Genomic DNA, 18038 nt, shown 5'->3' with positions numbered 1-18038 from the left:
TTCCTTATTGAGGATGCGGCAGGTTGGCTAGGCCGCATATCCAATTGATATTAAGTGATTAGTTTTCAGGTTTAGGCGCATCGGTTTCGGCGATGGTGCTTCGTTCTTCATGATTGGGGCGTAGCGCGCCACGACTGTTTAATTCTGGTGCGGCTAATTGGCCGGAAATACTGAGCTGATTATTGGCCATCATTGCGCCCGCGGCGAGTTGCGTGCCAATTGATCCGCTGATTTTTTGTTGTGAAATGCGTAATTCGCCATTGGCCCGAAATTTACCCGACTGGAGTATTAGGTTGTAGAGGGAGACACTCTTGTCATTGATGGCAATACTCCCAGATAAACTACTAAAATTGGTTTGTCCGCCACGGCGTAATGTCGTTGGATTTTGCGATTTGAGTGGTGTGATCAAATCAAAGTTATGCAAAGTACCATCTTGAATAATAAAGCGGCTTTGGATTTGTGGTTGTTTAAATAATTGTTGCTCAGTGGCGCCTTGATATTTAAAGCTAGCATCGGCATTCATGCGACCGGTGCTGCGTGTAATTGGACTATATAAACTCATTAGTGGCTCGACAGAGATATTCTTGGCAAAAATGTGTCCGGTGAGTTGCCAGTCTGATTGCCAGTTAAGTTGTGCTGAGCCGGTAACGAGGCCACCATAAAGATCTGCTCGAATATCTGAAATGGTCCAGCCATTGGCGTTGGCAGTACCGATGAGTTTAAGAAAATCAAATTTAACTGGCTGACCTAAAGGTAGCTCCCAGTTTCGGGCGTTAAATTGTACTTTGAATTGCCCCGGCTCTGTGGGTTGGACTTGAATTTCTGCGCGGTCTTGATCGGTGCGAATAACCAGATCTTCGATATTGCCATTGGATCGAAAGCGTAATTCACCATCAATTGGGCCAACAGTACGGCGATCGAGCTTGATTGAGACTTTTTCTAGCGCCAGTCGATCGACTCGAAAGCCATTGTGATCGTCAGTTTTGATTCGATTTGGCAGATCAAGCGCGAAGGAACGAGATAAAACAGCGTTGCGAATTAGCACATTTCGCATCGATTTACCCCAATTTAAAAGATTGTAGCTAGTGACTGGAATAATAATCTCTGCAATTTGGGCTGTCTCAGGCCGTTCGATCACCACATCACGTAAAATAAATACCGGCGTAGGCTGATAACTAAATTCGATATGCGCAATCTGCGTCTTGCCGCCATTCATTTGAGAGAGCTTTGTTTCTAAACTGTTTTTGAAGGCGTCATAGGGCATAATCAACGGCAGGGAAGCGGCAAAGCCAAGAAATAGAGTGCTGCCGATGAGGATTTTTTTTGGGCTAGTCATCATTTTATCGATTATTTTATTAGGATGTTCTTGACTAAACGGTCGAGAGTGTCTATTATACGCCCCATACCAATTCCTCGATAGCTCAGTTGGTAGAGCAACGGACTGTTAATCCGTGTGTCCCTGGTTCGAGCCCAGGTCGAGGAGCCAAGAATTCTGTGGTTTTTTGCCTTTCGTAGCAATTCACCCGTAACGATCTTATCGATCAATTCCTCGATAGCTCAGTTGGTAGAGCAACGGACTGTTAATCCGTGTGTCCCTGGTTCGAGCCCAGGTCGAGGAGCCAAATTAAAAGGGCTAGCTGAAAAGCTAGCCCTTTTTTTATCAATTTAATTTCTTCTCATTTGTGCTTTTTCACGATTATGCTGTCTCTATTACCCCTCATATCAAGAAGGATGTAGAGATGTCTGCTGAAGAGCATGCCATTGACTTACCCCAGCCTGAAGTACCTGCTCATTCTGTTAGCTTTTTTTCGCGCTATCGTTTAATTATTTTCGGCTTGAGTGGTTTTTTTTTGGTGCTGATTTTTTTAATGATCGGCATTGCGCTGGGTATGGCGAAAAAAAACTTCGAAAAAAGTTTTTACCTCACCCAAATTGAAAAATTAAAAGATGCACTATCGGGCTCTCTGGAGAAACGAACAGAATTAGAGCGCGACATTACCGAGCTAAAAGTCGAGCTGCGCGCTAAAAAAGACCATATTGCTGAGTTAGAAGACAAGCTTGCTGAGCAAGAGCACGCTAAGCGCCGACAGGAATTAAAAGCTAAAGATGAAGGTAGTGCGGCGCTCACAACAGAAGCTCATCTTGCTGAGAGTACTGCAGATCAACAAAGTGAAAATTATTTACGTTTAAAAGCGGGTGATTGCTTGGTTGAAGGCAGTGCCGGGGCAACGGCAGCAAATTGGCGGGAATGTTTGAAAAAAGGAAAAAAAGTCAGTACAGAGAAACCATCAGCAGCGCATTAATTGAGCAGCGCAGCAAAAAAGCCCACGCAATGGCGTGGGCTTTTTCATGGCTAAGCGCTAATTAGAGCACTTTGGCAATCGCATCTGCGACATAGTCGATGTTTTTATTATTCAGCGCGGCCAAGCAGATCCGGCCCGTCGATACGGCATAGATACCGTATTCAGTTTGGAGCTTTTCAACTTGAGCGACTGTCAAACCGGTGTACGAGAACATACCGCGTTGTTCAGTGACAAAACTGAAGTCTTGCGCAACACCGCGTGCCGCCAGTTTTTCAACTAAGCCTGAGCGCATGCTGCGAATACGCACGCGCATGCCACCGAGTTCTTCTTCCCACATGCTACGCAATTCTGGGCTGGCTAGCACTGCCGCAACCACTGCACCGCCGTGGATAGGTGGGTTTGAATAGTTGGTACGAATCACGCGTTTTACTTGCGAGAGCACACGGCCAGATTCTTCTTTGCTTGACGTGATGATCGACAGCGCGCCAACACGTTCACCGTATAAAGAGAAGCTTTTTGAGAAAGAGCTCGAAATCAAAAATTGCAGACCTGAAGTAGCAAAAGCATTGACTGCAACTGAGTCTTCAGCAATCCCTTCTGCAAAACCTTGGTAAGCCATGTCAAGGAAAGGCACTAAGCCGCGTTCACGACACACTTCAACCACTTCAGTCCATTGTGCATCTGATAAATCAGCGCCAGTTGGGTTATGGCAGCAAGCATGTAAGATAATCACCGAGCCCGGTTGCAAGGTGAGTAGATTTGCTTTCATTGCCGCAAAATCAACGCCACGTGTTGCTGCATCATAGTAAGGATAGTCAGCAACTTTAAAGCCAGCGGCTTCAAAAATAGCGCGGTGATTTTCCCAGCTTGGATTGCTGATATATACAGTGGCATTAGGATTGAGGCGATATAAGAAATCACCACCAATGCGCAGTGCACCGGTGCCGCCAAGTGCTTGTGCAGTCACAACACGACCTGCAGCAGTTAATTCGCTGTCGGTACCAAATAGCAAGTTTTGCACGCCGGCATTGTAGGCTGGATTGCCTTCAATTGCCTGATAGCCGCGTGGTGGTTGCGTTTCAAGGCGGGCTTTCTCTGCCGCTTTTACTGCAGCCAATAAAGGAATTTTGCCTTCGTCATTAAAATAAACGCCGACCCCAAGGTTGACTTTAAAGTCACGGGTATCGGCATTAAAAGATTCATTCAGACCCAAAATTGGATCGCGTGGCGCCATTTCAACGGCGGCAAAAATCGAGGACGACATGCAGTGCTCCATTCAAATAAAGAGAAAAGGCCAGTTCTGCCTTAAATTGCTATCAATTTAAAGGTGATTTTAGCATGACTCTGGCAAGTGGGGCTGTCGACATCGGTGGAATAATCTCGATTTTCTTTCGAGATCAGTATTAATATGATATTTAGTATTTCGTCCGATTTAATATTGCAGAAAGAATAAAAAGAGGGGACTTGCTGGTATGAGCGCGCAGTTACAAAGGTCGAAACATATCCCATTTCATTTGCATCTTGGTTATTTCTTTGTCGGCTTAATGGTGTTATTTGCTGCGGTAACAACTTGGTTCTTTCAAAGCTCAACAGAAAAAATATTAATGCTCAATGCGCAAAATAGAGTGAACAATTTTGCGCGAGTGGCGACCGATCACTTGGATAATCTCTATCGTAATGCCGCCGTGACGGCAGAATTAATGGCCGATCAACGCATTGTCCATGCAACAACGCTGGAGCAAAGACTGGAAAGCATGCCGTATTTATTGACTGCATTGCGAACACGGCCGGCTTTGGCTGCGGTATATGTGGGCTATCAAAATGGCGACTTTTTTTTATTACGGCCTTGGCGCAATGAGGTTGCACTGATTCAACGATTTAATCCACCTAAAAATACGGCGTGGGTAGTGCAAAGTATTGAAGTTACTGATGATCATGCTGTTGGGCGTTATTTATTTTTTGATCAGAAATTTCGTTTAATTGAAAATCGAATTAATCCTGATTATCAATTTGATCCGCGAACGCGCCCTTGGTTTAAGGCGGCTATATCGACAATTGGCGTGCAAAGCAGTTTGCCTTATGTTTTTTATGCCACCGATAAAGCAGGGGTGACGATTTCCACTGCGGCAAACCAGCAAACTGCCGTTGTCGGGGTGGATGTTCGCTTAGAAACGATTGAAGAAGTCCTATCGTATTATCAGGAAACGCCGGGATCAAAATTTCTATTGATGACGGCAGAGCAAGGGGTGATGCTGACCCAAGATGGGCTACCTCAAATGAAACAAGCAGAGCAAGGGCAATTGCGGCTGCCATTGCTGACGGAATTTGATGGTCATTTGCTAAGCCAATTAAAAGAGGACCATTTTAAGCGTGCCCCTGGCCAAAGCACGACGATGACGGTGGATAATGAGCATTGGGAGGCCTCCAAGCAATCCATTACGGTGCTTGGCGGTGTGCCGTTGCAATTATGGTTAGCTTCGCCGCATTCAGAATTACTTGGCCCAGCAATTGAAATTCGCAATCATGCTTTATTGATTTCTGCCCTACTTTTAGCCTTTGGTGTGAGTTTGGCTTTGTGGTTAGCGCGTATGGCGTCGCGACCATTAATTCAGCTCAATAGCGAAGCACAAAGAATTGCGCGCTTTGATTTTAGTGAGCCCATTCAGGTGGATGCGCGGATCACTGAGATTATTGCGCTAGCTAAATCGATGGATCAAATGAAGGGCACGATTGAAGACTTTTTACATCTATCTAATGCATTGGCTGCGGAAACGAATTTCCAGCGTTTACTGGTGTTGATTGTCAGTGAGATGCGTAAAGCCGCTTTAGCGCCTTGCGGTATTTTATATTTAGCGGAGCCCAAGCAAGGCACACTGGAAGTAGTACAAGCTCAATATAACGATCAAATTCGTGAAGCCTTTGGCGAATTGGCCACCCTTAAACTCGATGCCGATCAGACGCATCCGGTATTGCAATTATTGCAGCAACAAGCCAGCTCTATGCTTTTGACTCGCGAGCAGGTGCAACTGTATTTTAATTTTGTGATTACTGAGCCCGCCGCTTATCAATTGGTTTGCGTGCCGCTTAAAGATAAAACGGGGCAATTGCTTGGGGTGTTGGCGTTATTGCTGAACGCCGAGACCGCAATAAGTGCCAAACGCTTGTCGTTTGTGACTGCTCTGTCTGGCACCGCGGCAGTAGCGCTCAATACGCAGCGTTTAATCGAAGAGCAAAAAGTATTACTTGAAGCGTTTATTCAATTAATTGCTGGTGCGATTGATGCCAAAAGTCCGTATACCGGCGGCCATTGCCAGCGCGTTCCTGAGCTCACCAAAATGCTGGCTAATGCGGCATGTGAAACTCAAAATGGCCCATATGCAGATTTCAATTTAAGTGAAACCGAGCGCGAAGCTTTGCATATTGCGTGTTGGTTGCACGATTGTGGCAAGGTGACGACACCAGAATATGTGGTTGATAAAGCGACTAAATTAGAAACGCTCTACGATAGGCTGCATGAAGTGCGGATGCGCTTTGAAGTCTTAAAGCGCGACGCGCAAATTCAGGCGCTACAAGCACAAATTGACGGTGAAGATCCGCAACAATTAGCACCGCAATTGGCCCAAACATTGGCACAGCTTGACGATGACTTTGCTTTTATCGCCCAATGTAATCAGGGCGGTGAATTTATGGCCGAGGATAAAATCACGCGATTAAATGCCATTGCCAAGCGCCAATGGCTACGTACTTTGGACGATAGAATCGGTATTTCGCATGAAGAAAAAAGTCGTAAAGCGCGTGAGCCAGCCGCTGAACTGCCGGTTGTTGAGTCGCTATTGGCCGATAAAGTTGAGCATCAATTTAGCCGCTCGCTGCGCGAGCAAATGCCAGACATTAACCCTTGGGGTTTTCAGCTCAATGTGCCTGAACTCTTATACAACCGAGGTGAAATTTATAATCTATCGGTAGCGCGTGGCACCTTAAGCGAAGAAGAGCGCTATAAAATCAACGAGCACATTGTGCAAACCATCATTATGTTAGAAAAACTGCCGTTTCCTCGGCATTTGCAGCAAGTGCCAGAAATTGCCGGTGGTCATCATGAAAAAATGGATGGTACGGGTTATCCACGCAAACTCACGCAACAACAAATGAGCCCATTGGCGCGAATGATGGCGATTGCCGATATTTTTGAAGCGCTCACGGCGGTGGATCGACCGTATAAAAAAGGTAAATTACTCTCGGAAGCGATCCGCATTATGCATAGCATGGTGGAAAATCAGCATATTGATCGTGAGTTATTCCAATTGTTTTTATCGTCGGGGGTGTATTTGAAATACGCCAAACAATTTATGCAAGCTGAGCAAATTGACATGGTAGCGATAGAAGTTTATTTGCCAACGCCAGCGAGTGCGGCGTTATAAACAAGAGGGTATTTGTTTGCAATGCTTTAATATAAAAGCCAAGCAGCAAATACCCTGTGTATATTTTAAACGCTACGGCGAGAGAATTGCCGTGGTCTAAATCCCAGTAAACCCAGTACGGCAAAATACACGACGATGCCTACGACGACTAAGCCTGAGAGGCGCAGTAATCGTAATGGCATATTACCCTGCGCCCATTCTGGCATAATTTGCATTACGCCAAATAAAGCCAATGCCATTAAGCTCACTGCAATAATCAGTTTCAACAAAAAGCCCAGCCAGCCCGCTTCAGGTTGATATAAATCTTGTTTTCTTAACTGGTAATACAGCAAACCGGCGTTGGCGATGGCCGCCAAACTAATCGATAACGCGAGGCCGGCATGTTGCAAATAAGGCACTAAAATCAGGTTTAAGCCTTGGGTCACAATTAAAGAAAACACCGCAATCTTAACTGGGGTTTTAATATTTTTACGTGCGTAAAATGCCGGTGCTAAGGGCTTAATCAAAATCAAACCGGGAATACCGACTGCATACGCCATTAACGCCAATTGCGTCATCTGCGCATCATGAGCAGTAAATTTACCGTATTGAAATAATGAAATCGTTAGCGGCTCGGCAATCACCGCCAAAGCGACTGCTGAGGGTAGCGCCAATAAGAGCGCCAATCGTAAACCCCAATCGAGAAGTTTGGAATATTCCACGCTGTCGTTATTGGCCAAGGTTTTAGATAGCGACGGCAATAAAATCGTCCCGAGCGCCACGCCCAATAAGCCGGTAGGCAGCTCCATTAAGCGATCGGCGTAGTAAATCCACGACATCGAACCCACGACCAGCAATGACGCCAAGCTTTGATTAATAATTTGTGAAATCTGGCTGACCGAAACACCCAAAATCGCCGGACCCATTTGCTTAACCACGCGCCAAACGCCGGGGTCTTTAAAATCCAATCTCGGCCGAACCAACATGCCAATTTTTTTGAGATAAGGCAGTTGATACGCCAGCTGAGCAACGCCCCCCACCAGCAAGGCCCAAGCGAGTGCCATAATCGGCGGATTAAAATAGGGGGCAAAAAACAACGCAAAAATAATAAATGAAATATTCAATAGCGTGGGTGTAAAGGCCGGAACAGAGAAATGATTCCACGTATTGAGCACTGCGCCGGCGAGTGACGACAATGAAATCAGCAAAATATAAGGAAAGGTAATGCGCAATAAATCGGTGGTAACGGCAAATTGATTGGCATTATTGGTTAAACCATTGGCGGTAGTCCAAATAATCCATGGTGCAGCCAAAATCCCGATTAAGGTGATCGCCGCTAAAATTAAAGTTAATAAACCGGCCACATGCGCAATAAATATTTTTGCCGCTTCATCACCTTCGCGAGTTTTTTTATCGGCCAGTATTGGCACAAACGCTTGTGAGAATGCGCCTTCGGCGAAGATACGTCGCAGTAAATTTGGTAAGCGAAAGGCAACCACCCACGCATCCATCATGGCGCCTGCACCAAAAATAGTGGCCATAATCGCGTCACGGGCAAAGCCGAGAACTCGCGAAACCATCGTCATCGAGCTGACTGCGGCCAGTGCTTTGAGTAGATTCATTGTTATTTTTCCGTCCCTGGTAGCGCGTATGATAACGCCTACTTGCACTTGCCGTGAAGAAGGCATAAAATTGCCCCCTTTCTAGGGTGTGTGTGCTGCCGAAAGTCCGTGTCTCCGGCGAAGCAGTAGACCCGTTTATACCTTTGGAGAATTACCATGGCAAATACCGCACAAGCACGCAAACGCGCTCGTCAAGCTGAAGCTGCACGTTTACACAACGGCGCGCAACGTTCAGAATTCCGTACTGCAGTTAAAAAAGTATTGAAAGCGATCGCGGCTGGCGACAAAGCGGCTGCTGCAGCTGTTTACCAAGAATCTGTTAGCACTATCGACAGCTTGGCTGACAAAAAGATCTACCATAAGAACAAAGCAGCTCGTCATAAGAGCCGTTTGTCTGCTGCGATCAAAGCAATGGCTGCTGCCTAAGCTTTGTAAGTAACAGGTTCTAAAGCAAAAAAACCCGTGTAAACGGGTTTTTTTGTGTCTGCTGTTTGCGCACCGCTGCGTTGGTACGCCTTATATTTGCGCTGTGTTAGGAATGAAAGCGCGGTGATGACAGGCGAAAGCTTTGCATAATCCGCCAATATGCCGCTTCATCGAGAATAATCAGTTGTCCATCAGCGGCTTCATCTGCAGCGATATCAATGGCAATGCGCACAAACCGGCCGGTTTCTTGCCAGATGGCAGCGGCGATGCGCTCTACAAACCAATCGGCGCTTTCTCCGAGCTTGATTTCTGCTTCGTGTCCCACTTCGAGTAATAAAATCTCATGCCCTAGCGATTGCTTATTCGCCCATGATGGCGTGCACCATGCTCGTTGAATTGCGCCAAGGGTATAGTCGGCTTCACGGCAGGTGACAGGAGAGACGCTGAGCTGTAAACGATAGGTCTTGGACATGATCACATCCTAAGCAAGCGAGTAAGCTGTTAGCTTACATGACATTCGGGTCGTTGTAGACTGATTTCTTGCGTCCTATTTCTGCCTCTCGTCGTTTAATTTCATGTGCTAGGCTAAAGCCTGCGTTGGATGAAGTGAAATTGACAATGATTGACAGTGAAGAATTAAATCCGCGGCCTCAAATCTTGATTGTTGATGATTCTCGCATCGTCCGTGCGACGGTGCGTAAGCATTTAAGCGCGCATTTTGATTTATTTGAGGCGGCCGATGGTGAAGCGGGCTGGAAGCTGCTATTGGCTGAGCCGAAGATTAATTTATTGATTTCAGATTTAACCATGCCCGAGCTCGATGGCTTGGGTTTATTAGCACGCGTACGCAGCTCAGGCGATGCACATTTGCATTATTTGCCAGTGATTATTATTTCGGGTGAAGAAGATGAAGCGACTAAATTGCGCTGTGTTGAATGTGGCGCCAATGATTTTATAAGCAAATCCACCGATCGCACCGAAATGTTGGCGCGGGTTCAGGCCAATCTTGAATTGGCCGCAGCGCGTCAAGAACTGGCCGCAGCGCGGGGCATGCAAGTTCATAGCGCGAATGATCAATTGACTGGTGTCGCGAGTTCTTATTTATTAAATTTACAGTTGGAACAAGCACTGGCCTTTGCGCTGCGGCATCATAGCCAAGTGAGCGTCTTGCTATTAGAGGTAAATCATTTTCAGTTGTTGACCGACAAGTTGGGCGGGCGCGTTTGCGATCAAATGTTGGCCATGTTAGCCAAATTACTGGAAAGCACTTTACGCAAAGAAGATACCTTGGCGCATTTAACTGGCGCACTGTTTGCGATTATTTCCCCAGCCACGCCATTAACTGAAGCGCGCATTGTGGCCGAGCGTTTGCGTCTTCGGGTTGCGAATGCGCGAATAAATTATCGTGAGCAAGTGTTACGAGTGACGGCGAGTATTGCGGTAGCGAACTCTTGGCATGATGATGAGCATTCTTGTGAGCGGATTTTACAAATCGCACAAGATCGCCTGTATGCGACGCCAATAGAAAATCACGTCTTTATGCCCGAGACGACTGGCGTGCCTCACACGCCGCTGATCGCCGAGGCCTTGGTGATGTTGCACAAAGGCATGCTGACGGAGCTGCGACCACACCTGCGCGCTTTGCTTAAAAATTTACAGCCATTATTAGCCCAAGCCAATCAAGATTTGGCCTTGGGTTGGGATCTTTCGCAAATTGATGCCGCGGAAAACCCACCCCATAACGATGGGTATTGAGCGCAGTCCTTTATCTAAAAAGGGTCGGCATTCAATACCTATTCAGCCTGCCTTAGGCGCTTTATGGCGCTGCTGCTGATGCAATAAATAAAGAATTACCAATTTGAGTCTTGGCCATATGTTTGGCGCTTGAGGCATGGCTGGCTACTTCGTGGTGGCTTTGATAATCGCTAGCGACAATCTCTACTGCACCTAAAGACATCGAAACCAGTGGGTGACGCTGCAATTGATGTTGTCGGTTGTGCGCCACATAGCTTTGCGCTTGCCAGTGCGCCGGTTTAAAAAATGCGGCTAGTTGCCGCTGAAAATCACTGAGTATTTGCTCGCAATGCGAGCGCCAATGCGGCGATCGCAATAATAAAATAAAATCATCACCACCGACATGCCCAACAAAATCAAGCTGAGGATCAACGCTATTTTGTAACAGTTGGCCGCAAAACTGCAGAAGCTCATCGCCTCGGGCGTAACCATAAATGTCGTTATAAGGTTTGAAATGATCGAGGTCGACGTACACCACGGTGAAGTTGCATTCGGTTTGTAAATATTGGCTGATCGCGTCTTGAATGGGCACATTGCCGGGTAAGCCAGTTAAAGGGTTGGCATGGCGTGCCGCGCTAATTTGCAACTCAGTCATTGCGCGAATTAAATCCCGGCCAGTGCCCATACCTAAATAACGCCCTTGCTCGGTAATGATAAAACCATCATTGAGATCGCCACGCTCACAGCAAGTCAGTAAACGCGCGAGCTCGGTTAGACTCGTTGCTTGCTCAACAATTAAAGGGTGGCAATCCATTTGAGTACTGCAACTGCGCGCGCCAAACAGTTCACGGCTATACGGTCGAGAAAACAATTCGAGTAAATCACTGCGTTTAATCAGCCCGATGGGGCGTTCATTGTCGACCACCGGAATCGCGCTTAAATCGGCTTGCTGCGTCAAGCGTCGCCAAACGGTTTCGTTGCTATCGGTTTGGCTGGCGCTGGGTACGATTTGCAGTAAAGCACCCGCGTGGCTACTGCCTTGGCCGATTTGTAGTGGTGTTTCGGTTTGGCTTTTGGGGAAATCTAGCAAGGGCTTGGGTTTGGTTTCGGGACGGCCGATTAAAAACCCTTGGATTAAATTAATCCCTAATCGCTGAATCACCGCCAGTTCGGCATGATTTTCAATGCCTTCGGCAATCACGTTGCAGACGGTACTGAGTGCGATATGTTGGATGGAGCGAACAAATTGGCGTTTTTGTCGATCGCGACTAATGCCTTGAATAAAGTATTTATCAATTTTAACAAAATCAGGTTTGAGTTCCGACCAGAGCCGCAAGCTAGCATATCCCTCTCCCAAATCATCTAGCGCAATTTGAAAACCCAGGTCTCGATAGTGTTGCAATGTATGAGCCATGAGGGCGTAATCGCGAGTGGCTTGCGTTTCGGTGAGCTCAATAACGACTCGGCTAGGGTCTAATCCCACGGCGTGCATAAAATCGAGCATTGCATCGGCGCGAAAGGTGGCGTGCATTAGGCTAAGTGGACAAACATTGAGAAATAACTTTCCAGGCAGCTGCTGCTCGATAAAAGCTTGAATAATGACTTGGTGGCAAGCCCTGTCTAATTGAGGAAGACATTGGCTTTGCTCTGCGGCTTGAAACAGTTGTTGTGGTTCATGCAAGGGATGGCCGCTTGGCCCACGAATCAATCCTTCAAAGCCATAGGCTGTGGCTTGATTGAGTGCGGCAATCGGCTGAAAGACTGCGCTAAGCTGTTGCTGTTGAATGATGTCGGCGAGTTCGGCGCAATAGCGCTCATTGCTGCTGTGGCGGATCATACAAACTCAATGGTTTGGTGTGAGGCGGTAAGGTAACAGTGAAAGATGAATGTTTTGTTACAAAATACGGCATCGGCATATTTATTGCGGTTTTTTGAAACAGCACATCGTTTGGCGCAAGAAAAAGCCCAAGCATGCATGCTTGGGCTAACCGCAAATAGAAAAAACGATTTAACGCGTAAAGCGCTGGGTAATCGGCATTCGCCAATCTTTACCAAACGAGCGCTGGGTAATGCGGGGGCCAACTGGTGCTTGGCGACGTTTGTACTCGTTGATTTTGAGTAAACGCACCACCTTATTCACATCGGCTTCGGAATAGCCTTGCGCAATAATTTCGGCGATGCTCAGATTATCTTCAACGTAGGCGGCCAAAATGGCATCAAGCACTTCGTACTCAGGCAGGCTGTCTTGGTCTTTTTGATCTGGGCGCAGTTCGGCTGAAGGAGGGCGAGTAATAATGCGTTCAGGAATCACCACGCCTTGCGTGTTACGCCAGTTGGATAGGCGATACACCAGCGTTTTGGCAATATCTTTTAATACCGCAAAGCCGCCGGCCATGTCGCCATACAAGGTGGCATAACCGGTAGTCATTTCTGATTTATTACCCGTAGTAAGTACCAGCTTGCCGCCTTTATTAGACATAGCCATCAACAGCATACCCCTGATACGGCTTTGCAAGTTTTCTTCGGTGGTATCCATTTCGCGGCCAGCAAATTCGTCTTTTAATCCGGCCATCATACTTTCGTACATCGGCCAAATTTCGATTTCTGAATATTGGCAGCCGAGAATTTCAATCATTTCGCGGGAATCATTCACCGAAATATCAGCGGTATAGCGCGATGGCATCATCACCGCGTGGACTTTATCAGCGCCCAGTGCATCCACGGCAATGGCCAAAGTGAGTGCCGAATCAATGCCACCCGAGAGACCGAGTAGCACGCCAGGGAAGCGATTTTTGCCAATATAATCTTGTACGCCTAGCACCAAAGCGCCGTAAATACTGGCTTCGATCGACTCATCAGCAGCAATCGATGCGGTTTGAATATCACCATTGATAAAATCGCAGTAGCCAATTTGGCTGTGATACGCCGGTAATTGCAGGGCCAATTCACCGGATTTATTTAGCGCAAAGGAGTGGCCGTCAAAAACCAGCTCGTCTTGGCCGCCAACTAAATTGCAATACACAATCGGTAAGTCGTTTTCTTCTACGCGTTGCTGGGCAATCTCGCGGCGCGTGCTTTGTTTGGCTTGGTGGTACGGCGAGGCATTCAGCACCAATAACACCTCGGCACCTTCGTCTTTGGCGGCGGCAGCTGGCTCGGTATCCCATAAGTCTTCGCAAATGGCGATACCGACTTGAACGCCATTTTGTTCAAATACGAATGGCGTGCAGCCTGGCGTGAAGTAACGCACTTCGTCAAAAACCGCGTTATTTGGCAAGAGTAATTTGTCGTAACGGCCAAGAAAATTGCCATCGCGAATGGCGCATGCTGAGTTAAAAATTTCGTCGCCACTCCTTGATGGGTAGCCCAGTACCAAGGTAATGCCGTCAAGCTCATCAATGAAACGCGCAATTTTTTCGCGACATTGCTGTAAAAACGCTGGGCGCAGTAATAAATCTTCCGGTGGATAGCCAGTGAGGGCTAATTCCGGGGTGAGCAAAATATCAGCACCAGCAGCGGCAGCTTCGCGAGCCGCAGCAAAAATAAGCTCGGTGTTGCCATCAATATCACCAACAATAGGGTTGATTTGAGCAAGGGCGATTTTCATGAGCAGCAAATTGGGCAAGGTAAAAACGCTATTTTAGCGGGATGCTGGTCAGTGTGGGCGCAAATTGCGATGGGATGCGTCGCGTGTATTGATTTCTACCGAGATCAGCTGTCGATGAGGCGGCTGCTCAATTGGTTTTGGGTGAAGGGTTTGTTTCGTTGTTTGTCAGTGAGTGCTTGCTATTTCATAAGCGAAACGCTAAAAAAACGAAAGAAGAGAATGAATTAGCCGATGCAGTGGGTGCATCAAGCCATTCATTTTCAATTTGCTTGAGTGAGTTGATGATGCCATTTGATGAAGTATTCCCAACGCATTTTAATACCTTATCGCGTAATCCATTCCCCCATGTGCTGATCGAACAAGCCTTGTTGCAATTGGGCGGCGGCGGTATCGAGGGTAGTAAATTTGCCAAGCAGACGCTAACGGCGGCGGGATGGCGACACGCCAGCGTCGTGTCGTATGGCAAATATCCAGAAGAGGCCGCCACTGCCTTTAATAAAATCAGGCTGGTGCTGGCGGACGATCCCAATGCCGAACAATTAATGCAGCGACTCGCGGTGGCTTAATTAGCGCGACGATAAGCCCGCAAAAAAACGTTCACTGCACTATTCACATGCAGCTCAATCTGGTTTGAACTGGGATTGCTGACCGAGAGTTGCATTTGTCGTGTGATGCCGGCATCGCTGAGCGCTAATAATTGTTCAGCAGCCAATCTGGCATCATCGATCTGTAGTATTTCATCTTGATTTAATTGGGCCAAATACTCACTCAGCCGTTGCACCACCTGCGCCGGCCCTGATGACTCGATTAATTGTCCGAGCGCCGGGAACTGCATTACTTCTGCTAATACAATCCGAAACAATGCCGCTTGCTCTTCTTGTAATAAACTACTCAGCCATTGATGAGCAAAGCGGTTTAATACCGCTTCAATCGGTGCGTCCAGTAATTGGGTTAGCGCAGGCAAGTGTGTTTCGCCGCCGCACTCGCCAGCAATCAAGGCGACAAATAGCGCTTCTTTGCTGTCGAAATAATTATAAATCGTGCCTTTGGCAACGCCGGCTGCTTTAGCGATTTTTTCTACGCTGCTGCTGGCAAAACCCAATTCAATAAAGATGCGTCGCGCGCCGTCGAGGATTTGCTGACGTTTGGCTTGATTTAGCGGGCTGGAACTTGGCATATCGATACCCAAAATAAATATTCATTGGTCATTGACCGAACCGTTCGGTCAGTTTAGCATTTCTTCGCTTGGCCTCAATGAATTTCACTTTCGCGCTGCTTGTATTTGTCGTTGAAATGCATTTCTACTGACTTAGGGAACTGCCGCCTGTATGCGTCACTGTTTAAATTTGCTCTTGCTGAGTCTGCTCGGCACCGTTAGTGGTTGTGCCGTTACCTTGCCGCAGCCTGAGTCTGCGCAGCTGGCGCCCAAAGCGAGCGCTTGGCAGACGCCATTGCCGACCACCAGCCACCTCGCCGAGCAGCAAGTGTGGTGGCAATCTTGGCAAGATCCGGTACTCAACACCTTACTCAATGCTGCGCAACAAGCGAACCCCACTTTAGAACTGGCCGAAGCGCGGATTCGTGAAGCGCGCGCCAAAGCCTACGCCACTAAAGCCTATTTATGGCCCACCGTGGGCGCAACGGCGAGTGGCTCGCGCAGTCACAACACGATGATCGCCCCTGCGCAGCCCATCAATGCGGGCAGCGTTGGACTCGATGCCAGCTGGGAGATCGATCTATGGGGTGGGGTGCGCACGGCAGAAAAAAATCTACTGGCCAATTTATCGGCCAGAACCATCGAATGGCAAGATGCGCGAGCGAGCGTGGCGGCCGAAGTCGCCAATGCCTATGTGGCATTACGCGCATATCAAGCTTTGGCTGAGATTGTGGCGCTGGATTTAAAGTCGCGAAATCACAGTTTGCAATTAACGCAGGAAAAAGAACAAGTCGGCCTTGCTAGCCCAGTGGACGTGGCTTTACTCGATGCCAGTAGCGCTGATGCCTTGGCGCAGTGGGTCGAAACGCAAGAAGGCATTGGCATGGCCAAGCAAGCCTTAGTGGCTTTAACCGGTTGGTCTGCCCAGCAAGTGAACGCTCAGCTTGAGCAAGGCGCACCGCGCTTGCCGCAGCCGGTGGGTTTTGCGATGAATGCTGTGCCAGCGATTGTGATTACGCAACGCTTCGACATTCGCGTGGCTGCTGAAAACGTCAATATGGCGGCGGCCGAAGTCGGGATTAGTAAAGTGGCACAATTGCCGTCGCTGAGTTTGTTTGGTGTGATTAGCTTGGGTCAGCAAGAGGTCGGCAGTCTGTCGATCAATGGCAATGCTTGGTCGTTTGGCCCCACATTGAAACTGCCCATATTTAACGCTGGACGCTTAAAGTCCGAAGAAGCCGCCGCGGTGGCGCGCTACGATCAGGCGCTAGCGGCTTATCAGCAAAAGGTGCGGTTTGCGGTACGTGAAGTTGAGCAGACCTTGCAGCAGCTCGATGGCAATCAACGCCGCATTGCCGCCATGCAGCGATCGGTGGCGGGTTATCAGCAGCAGCAAGATGCTAGCAACGCCATGTGGCAAGCCGGCAGTGCCAGCTTATTGGATTTGGAAGTCTCGCGGCGTTTTTTACTGGGCGCACAAGTGAAACAAATGGCTTTGCAGCGCGATCAATTGTCCTTATGGATTGCGCTCTACAAAGCGGTGGGTGGTCAATGGCCAGTCGATGGCATTCGTGAAGAAGCGATCGTCAAGTAGGGTATTGCTTGCAAATTCAATCTAGATAATGAGTATGAACTTATACTGGAGTAGGGTAATGAAGGATGTATTAAAGCGATTCCCAGTGCGACGTGGCATGGTATTGAGTATCAGCATGTTTGCGCTGCTCGCGGGTTTGACATTGACCGCTGCGATGGTGCGTGCCGATTCAGCCGACAAAAAAACCGTGGGTAGTAAACCGGTATTGACGGTGCGGATGATTCAACCCAAATCGATGGAGTGGGCGCAAACGATTGCCGCTAATGGCAATGTTTTGCCATGGCAAGAGTCATCCATTGGTACTGAATTGGGCGGCTTACGCTTAACTCAACTGAATGCCGCCATTGGTGATCGGGTCAAAAAAGGCCAAGTACTCGCTCGATACAATGATGCAACGATTCAGGCCGAAGTAGCCCAAGCCAAAGCCGCGTTAGCTGAAACCGAGGCCGCATTAGGCGAAGCACAGCAAAATGCCAATCGGGTGCGGCAACTGGGCAATACCGGCGCCATGTCAGAACAACAAAAAACCGAAGCTTTTACTAAAGAAATGATGGCCAAAGCGCGAGTGCAATCGGCTAAAGCGCAAGTGGCCAGTGCGCAAGTTCGCTTGAGTCAAACGCGCATTGTGGCACCCGATGATGGGGTGATCTCGGCACGCAGCGCTAGCTTGGGGGCGGTGAGCCAGCCAGGGCAAGAGTTGTTTCGTTTAGTACGGCAAGCTCGCTTGGAATGGCAGGCAGAGGTAACGGCTGCTGAAAGTAACCGCATTAAAGCCGGGCAAACGGTGTCTTTGCTGCTACCTACGGGCAAAACGGTGCAAGGTACGGTACGAAATATTGCGCCCACGATTGATATGAAAACCCGCAATGTGCTGGTGTATGTCGATCTAAAAACAGCGGCCGATCCTTTGGCTGAAGCCAAACCTGGGATGTTTGCGAAAGGCCAGATTGCGATTGGCCAAACTCGGGCCTTGGCGCTACCGGGCAGTGCGATCTTATTACGCGATGGTTTTGCCAATGTGTTTGTGTTGCAAGCCGATCATAAAGTGAAGCAAGTGCGTGTGAAATTGGGGCGTCAGGCTGACGGCATGATGGAAGTCGAAGGTTTGGCTCCGAATACCTCGGTGGTGGCCAGCGGTGCCGGCTTTTTAGCTGATGGTGATGTGGTACGGGTTGTTAAGTAAGCCAAGCCAGTGAGAT

The 18038-nt window shown here is 48.1% G+C and carries 14 protein-coding genes and 2 tRNA genes; 9 read left to right on the top strand and 7 right to left on the bottom strand.

Annotated elements, in window-relative coordinates:
- Positions 1–58: 58 nt before the first annotated feature.
- The gene (locus HQN60_RS03245) at positions 59–1339 is read right to left on the bottom strand and encodes an AsmA family protein (RefSeq protein ID WP_173532326.1); all 1281 of its coding nucleotides are present in this window, start codon (positions 1337–1339) and stop codon (positions 59–61) included.
- Positions 1340–1410: 71 nt separating this feature from the next.
- Between HQN60_RS03245 and HQN60_RS03240 the strand changes: the two genes are divergently transcribed.
- From HQN60_RS03240 to HQN60_RS03230, 3 genes are all read left to right on the top strand, one after another.
- Positions 1411–1486, top strand: a tRNA-Asn gene (locus HQN60_RS03240).
- Between the two features lie 60 nt (positions 1487–1546).
- Positions 1547–1622, top strand: a tRNA-Asn gene (locus HQN60_RS03235).
- Between the two features lie 60 nt (positions 1623–1682).
- On the top strand, positions 1683–2303 hold the full coding sequence (locus tag HQN60_RS03230) for a hypothetical protein (RefSeq protein ID WP_173532325.1): 621 nt from the start codon (positions 1683–1685) through the stop codon (positions 2301–2303).
- Positions 2304–2364: 61 nt separating this feature from the next.
- Here HQN60_RS03230 and HQN60_RS03225 read toward each other — a convergent pair whose 3' ends face one another.
- Entirely contained in the window at positions 2365–3567 is a 1203-nt protein-coding gene (locus HQN60_RS03225; protein ID WP_173532324.1) for an amino acid aminotransferase, read from the bottom strand.
- A 208-nt stretch (positions 3568–3775) separates the two neighbouring features.
- Here HQN60_RS03225 and HQN60_RS03220 point away from each other — a divergent pair, with 208 nt between their 5' ends.
- On the top strand, positions 3776–6721 hold the full coding sequence (locus HQN60_RS03220; RefSeq protein WP_173532323.1) for an HD domain-containing phosphohydrolase: 2946 nt from the start codon (positions 3776–3778) through the stop codon (positions 6719–6721).
- Between the two features lie 65 nt (positions 6722–6786).
- Here HQN60_RS03220 and murJ read toward each other — a convergent pair whose 3' ends face one another.
- A complete protein-coding gene (gene murJ, locus HQN60_RS03215) occupies positions 6787–8322 on the bottom strand; it encodes a murein biosynthesis integral membrane protein MurJ (RefSeq protein WP_173532322.1) in 1536 nt (511 codons plus the stop codon).
- Positions 8323–8478: 156 nt separating this feature from the next.
- Between murJ and rpsT the strand changes: the two genes are divergently transcribed.
- A complete protein-coding gene (gene rpsT / locus HQN60_RS03210; RefSeq protein WP_173532321.1) occupies positions 8479–8748 on the top strand; it encodes a 30S ribosomal protein S20 in 270 nt (89 codons plus the stop codon).
- Positions 8749–8854: 106 nt separating this feature from the next.
- On the opposite strand, the gene HQN60_RS03205 is transcribed toward rpsT, so the two are convergent.
- Entirely contained in the window at positions 8855–9220 is a 366-nt protein-coding gene (locus tag HQN60_RS03205; protein WP_173532320.1) for a hypothetical protein, read from the bottom strand.
- 146 nt (positions 9221–9366) lie between these two features.
- Here HQN60_RS03205 and HQN60_RS03200 point away from each other — a divergent pair, with 146 nt between their 5' ends.
- Complete coding sequence (locus HQN60_RS03200) at positions 9367–10503, top strand: diguanylate cyclase domain-containing protein (protein ID WP_173532319.1); 1137 nt, start codon at positions 9367–9369, stop codon at positions 10501–10503.
- A gap of 61 nt (positions 10504–10564) precedes the next feature.
- On the opposite strand, the gene HQN60_RS03195 is transcribed toward HQN60_RS03200, so the two are convergent.
- Together HQN60_RS03195 and HQN60_RS03190 are read right to left on the bottom strand one after the other, a co-directional pair.
- Positions 10565–12319, bottom strand: a complete 1755-nt coding sequence (locus tag HQN60_RS03195) for a GGDEF domain-containing protein (protein ID WP_173532318.1) — start codon at positions 12317–12319, stop codon at positions 10565–10567.
- 171 nt (positions 12320–12490) lie between these two features.
- Positions 12491–14089, bottom strand: coding sequence for an NAD+ synthase (locus HQN60_RS03190; protein ID WP_173532317.1), 1599 nt, complete (start codon positions 14087–14089; stop codon positions 12491–12493).
- Positions 14090–14370: 281 nt separating this feature from the next.
- Here HQN60_RS03190 and HQN60_RS03185 point away from each other — a divergent pair, with 281 nt between their 5' ends.
- A complete protein-coding gene (locus HQN60_RS03185) occupies positions 14371–14655 on the top strand; it encodes a hypothetical protein (protein WP_217390215.1) in 285 nt (94 codons plus the stop codon).
- Here HQN60_RS03185 and HQN60_RS03180 read toward each other — a convergent pair.
- Positions 14652–15266, bottom strand: a complete 615-nt coding sequence (locus tag HQN60_RS03180; protein WP_173532316.1) for a TetR/AcrR family transcriptional regulator — start codon at positions 15264–15266, stop codon at positions 14652–14654. The genes HQN60_RS03185 and HQN60_RS03180 overlap by 4 nt on opposite strands.
- 151 nt (positions 15267–15417) lie before the next feature.
- Between HQN60_RS03180 and HQN60_RS03175 the strand changes: the two genes are divergently transcribed.
- Both HQN60_RS03175 and HQN60_RS03170 read left to right on the top strand, forming a co-directional pair.
- The gene (locus HQN60_RS03175) at positions 15418–16839 is read left to right on the top strand and encodes an efflux transporter outer membrane subunit (protein ID WP_173532315.1); all 1422 of its coding nucleotides are present in this window, start codon (positions 15418–15420) and stop codon (positions 16837–16839) included.
- 58 nt (positions 16840–16897) lie between these two features.
- Complete coding sequence (locus HQN60_RS03170) at positions 16898–18022, top strand: efflux RND transporter periplasmic adaptor subunit (RefSeq protein ID WP_217390214.1); 1125 nt, start codon at positions 16898–16900, stop codon at positions 18020–18022.
- Positions 18023–18038 lie beyond the last annotated feature (16 nt).

The sequence above is a fragment of the Deefgea piscis genome, assembly GCF_013284055.1.
Classification (GTDB): domain Bacteria; phylum Pseudomonadota; class Gammaproteobacteria; order Burkholderiales; family Chitinibacteraceae; genus Deefgea; species Deefgea piscis.
This window is presented reverse-complemented; position numbering and strand designations above follow the sequence as displayed.